The 3591-nt window shown below is 50.4% G+C and carries 2 protein-coding genes; one reads left to right on the top strand and one right to left on the bottom strand.

Features of this window, described 5'->3' with window-relative positions; genetic code table 11:
* The first annotated feature begins 280 nt into the window (after positions 1 to 280).
* Positions 281 to 2470 carry a hypothetical protein gene (locus J9892_RS18825; RefSeq protein ID WP_210538709.1) on the top strand — a complete coding sequence of 730 codons (2190 nt, stop codon included), beginning with the start codon at positions 281 to 283 and terminating at the stop codon, positions 2468 to 2470.
* A 386-nt stretch (positions 2471 to 2856) separates the two neighbouring features.
* Here J9892_RS18825 and J9892_RS18820 read toward each other — a convergent pair whose 3' ends face one another.
* A complete protein-coding gene (locus J9892_RS18820; protein WP_210538708.1) occupies positions 2857 to 3438 on the bottom strand; it encodes a hypothetical protein in 582 nt (193 codons plus the stop codon).
* Between the last annotated feature and the right edge of the window lie 153 nt (positions 3439 to 3591).

Below are 3591 nucleotides of genomic sequence, written 5' to 3'. Positions count from 1 at the left end.
GAACAGTGATTCCGGGATGTTGAACACTGTTTCCGGAAAGGAGGGGCGAAGTGTTCAGGTTGAACCGGAATGAGCGTTCACATTGGTCCGGAAATGGTGTTCACGTTGAATCGGAATTGGTGTTCATGATCGGCCGGAATATGCAGAAAAAGGGATCATCACGAAATGGCCCAAAAAGATCTATGTCTATGCCCATTTCCTTCGCGCTGACCTGGCGTCTTTTAGTGATTTCTTCCGCAAGAAAACGAAGGTCAGCGGTATCCGCAAGACCGTGACGACAATGACAGAAACCTACGGTGTAGATATCAAAGCATTGCTGGCACGCAGGGCTCAACCTGAGCCGATGATCTTGAAAGATTCACAACGCAAGAAACACATGACTCTGATTGCCTTTGTCGACACGATGCTACATACCCCCGGTGGAACAGGGTTGGCAACGGTAGGCGAGATGATCGGAATCCCCAAACTCTCCATCCCAGATGGGTATTCCATTGAACGCATGGATGAACTCTTGGCCGGGGACAAATCGGCCTTTGAAGCCTATGCGCTTCGAGATGCAGAGATTGCGGTTAAGTACGGGCTACGCTTGCATGAATTCATTAAGCAGCACGGCCTCACTCGACTACCAGCGTCCCTTGGGAGTCTGAGCTGCGGTATGTTTCTAAAGTTCCTCCGAGATCAGGAATATGACCAGCACCAATTGCTCGGAACAGAAGTGGTTGAACGCTCACGGTGGAATGATAAAGAAAGTCGACTAGCCTCCCAAAAGTTGCGTCAAATGACGCCGCTTGCTAGGACTTTTGAGCCATTAGCTATCGATTGTTACCACGGTGGCCGTAATGAGAGCTATTGGAATGGGCCGACGCCGGTTTCCAGCTTCTATGATTTTGACTTGAGTGGTGCCTACACCACAGCCCTCGTTGATCTGTTCCCACTAGATTATGGAAATGCTCGGCTAACTAGTAACCCAGAAGATTATCGAGGTCATGTCCTCGGGCTAGCGCGTGTCAGATTCTCCTTTCCCACTGGGGTACGCTTCCCCTGCTTACCGGTCTTTGATGAGAAATATGGTTTGCTCTACCCCCTCAGTGGTGAGTCAAACTGCACTGCACCTGAAATCGAGGTTGCTCTCAACATGGGATGCCAAATCGATATCATTCAGGGGATCATTATCCCTTGGTGTGACGTGGAAGTTAGTCCGTTTGAATCTTTCGTGTCCTTTGTCCGAAAGATGCGTAAATCCTACACAAAGAAATCATGTGACGAGCTGTTGTGGAAGGAGATAGGAAATTCTGTCTATGGCAAGCTAGCACAAGGATTACAAGGTAAAACCGCCTTCGATACAACAACCGGATTGAGCAAGAAAATTGACCGTTCTGCCATTACTAATGCGTATTTTGCCGCTCATACAACGGGCATAGTCCGTGCGGTGTTGAGCGAGATCCTGGCCGCAATCCCGGCTAATAAAACCATCATTAGCGCGACCACCGACGGGCTCCTTACAGATGCGACGTATGAAGAATTAGATCTGAGTGGACCGCTATGCCGTCGATTTCAGGCGCTTGGTGAACGGCTTGATGGCGACAGTTTTCGGATGCTAGAGCTCAAACACGGGGCTAACCAGCTGATTGCCATGAAAACACGTGGGCAACTGACGGCTATCCCTATGGAGGGTCAGCCGGATATCTTGGCTAAGGCCGGAGTCAAGCCTCCCTGCTCCAAAGATCAGCACCAAAACTACATGTTAGACCTCTATCTGAACCGTACACCTGGTCAAAAAGTAGATAGTGAACAGTTAGTCAGCATTTCAGAGATGTGGATCAATGAGTGTGATCTTGTCTCGATGACCAAGACTAAGACACTGAATCTTGAATTCGACTTCAAACGGAAACCTATGCAGCCATCCATGCAGAGCGTGTTAGGCATTGAGCATATCTGCTTTGAGACGCAACCTTGGCCGACAGCCCAAGCCGCTATTGAAGAGCGCATAATCTTCGACAGCTGGCGCAAGAATCACTGTCTCAAAACACTCGAGGACTGGGAGAACTGGGAAGATTACTTAACCAGCAAGGGCTCGATGAAAAGCAACGTGATGCGTATGACGGATGAGGGTTCGCTCGGCATCCTCAAGCGGGTTTTTCTGCGTGCTTATACCCAGTCCGCCTTCGGCATGACGAAAACGATGGGGTACGATGAGTTGGCCGAATGGCTGACGGTCAATGGCTGCCCAACCAGCGTGGATGACTGTAAGTCAGCCAAACGCGCCAAGCTGGTCGGGCAGTGTGTGCCAGTAACGACGCGCACCGTCCGCCTGATGAGGGCGATCTTGCAAGAGTGCCCAGGGATAGAGCTGGGGGCGCTGTTCAAGCCCGAGGACATGCCACAGCTCCAAAGCCGGTTGAATAACCCCAAGACCGAGATAGCGCAAATCACGCAGGATGCGCCGAGTCATGACGTGATAACCGACTGATTGATATAGCAATATCTGGTTAGTGTAATAAGGCGATTGGGGAAGCAACCATTATGTTGCTTCCCCTTCTCTTTTTACAGGCTCTGTGATGATGGCATGTGCTCCTGAATACTCACCCCCAGAGCCGTTTTAGACGCCCAATAGCCTGTCAGTGTGACCCATGGGCATGAATGGCAACAACGCAGGGGAAAACGGCTGGATGGGTGTTTAGAATCGCTTCTAGTGGAGCAGTTATACTACTTTCCACGCCATTCGAAAGTGATGTGTGACGTCATAGCTAACAACACAACGGCAAAGCCAACCGTCCATACAATAATCCCGACACTGAGCTCGGTCGCACGGTTGTTTCGCGTCGGTTGCTGCGCGTTGTGAGGCTGCAACCTTCTTCAATCACTAAACTGCGAAAAGTAGTCGATTACCTCTGCAGCCTGTGTCCCTTTCCGAAATCGACGTTGTGCCTCGAAGTCTAGCGACGGGAGCAAATGTATGAGCTGTTCATTCGCGTATAGCGCTAATACCATCTCTGGGTCCAACCCTCTGGGCTGCTTCATCTTTAAGCTATTCGTCATTTCAATGGCCGCACCGATCATCACATCAGCCAGCTGAACAGCTGGACTGGTCTTTGAATCAACCTGACTAACTGACACAAGTTTAAGCGGGAACTTGATACTGGTGATTTCTGTCTGCCGGAACTCGACCTCGTCATCATGGTTAATGTACCGTTCGAGCAGATCATGATAAGTAAGCAGGTTTTTTGACTGGTCGTGTTCAACCCGATACGGCCCTTCAGACATGACTTCCATCCGGCTAATTAGCGACTGCAACACGATGAAAGCAGCATCGGTACCGACTCCTGGTGTTGCTATCGCTGACAGGCAAGAGGGTGCCGCATGGAACGCCAATGGTCCAAGGGCTTCTGGTAGTTCACGCCAGTTTGTGTTGCGTGCTGCGATGACGAGATCGGACAACGCCTCTGGGGTCTAATGAGATGGTCACCCCCACCCTGTGAGCGGTACGCTGACAGGGTGTTTTTCTTTCAGGAGAGGCCATCATGGAAAACGTTGCGCTTATTGGTATTGATCTCGGTAAACACTCTTTTCACATTCACTGTCAAGACCGGT

The organism is Aeromonas sp. Prich7-2 (genome assembly GCF_017939255.1).
In the GTDB taxonomy this organism is placed as follows: Bacteria; Pseudomonadota; Gammaproteobacteria; order Enterobacterales; family Aeromonadaceae; genus Aeromonas; species Aeromonas caviae.
The sequence above is the reverse complement of the archived record's forward strand: the minus strand, read 5'-3'. Positions and strand labels throughout refer to the sequence as shown.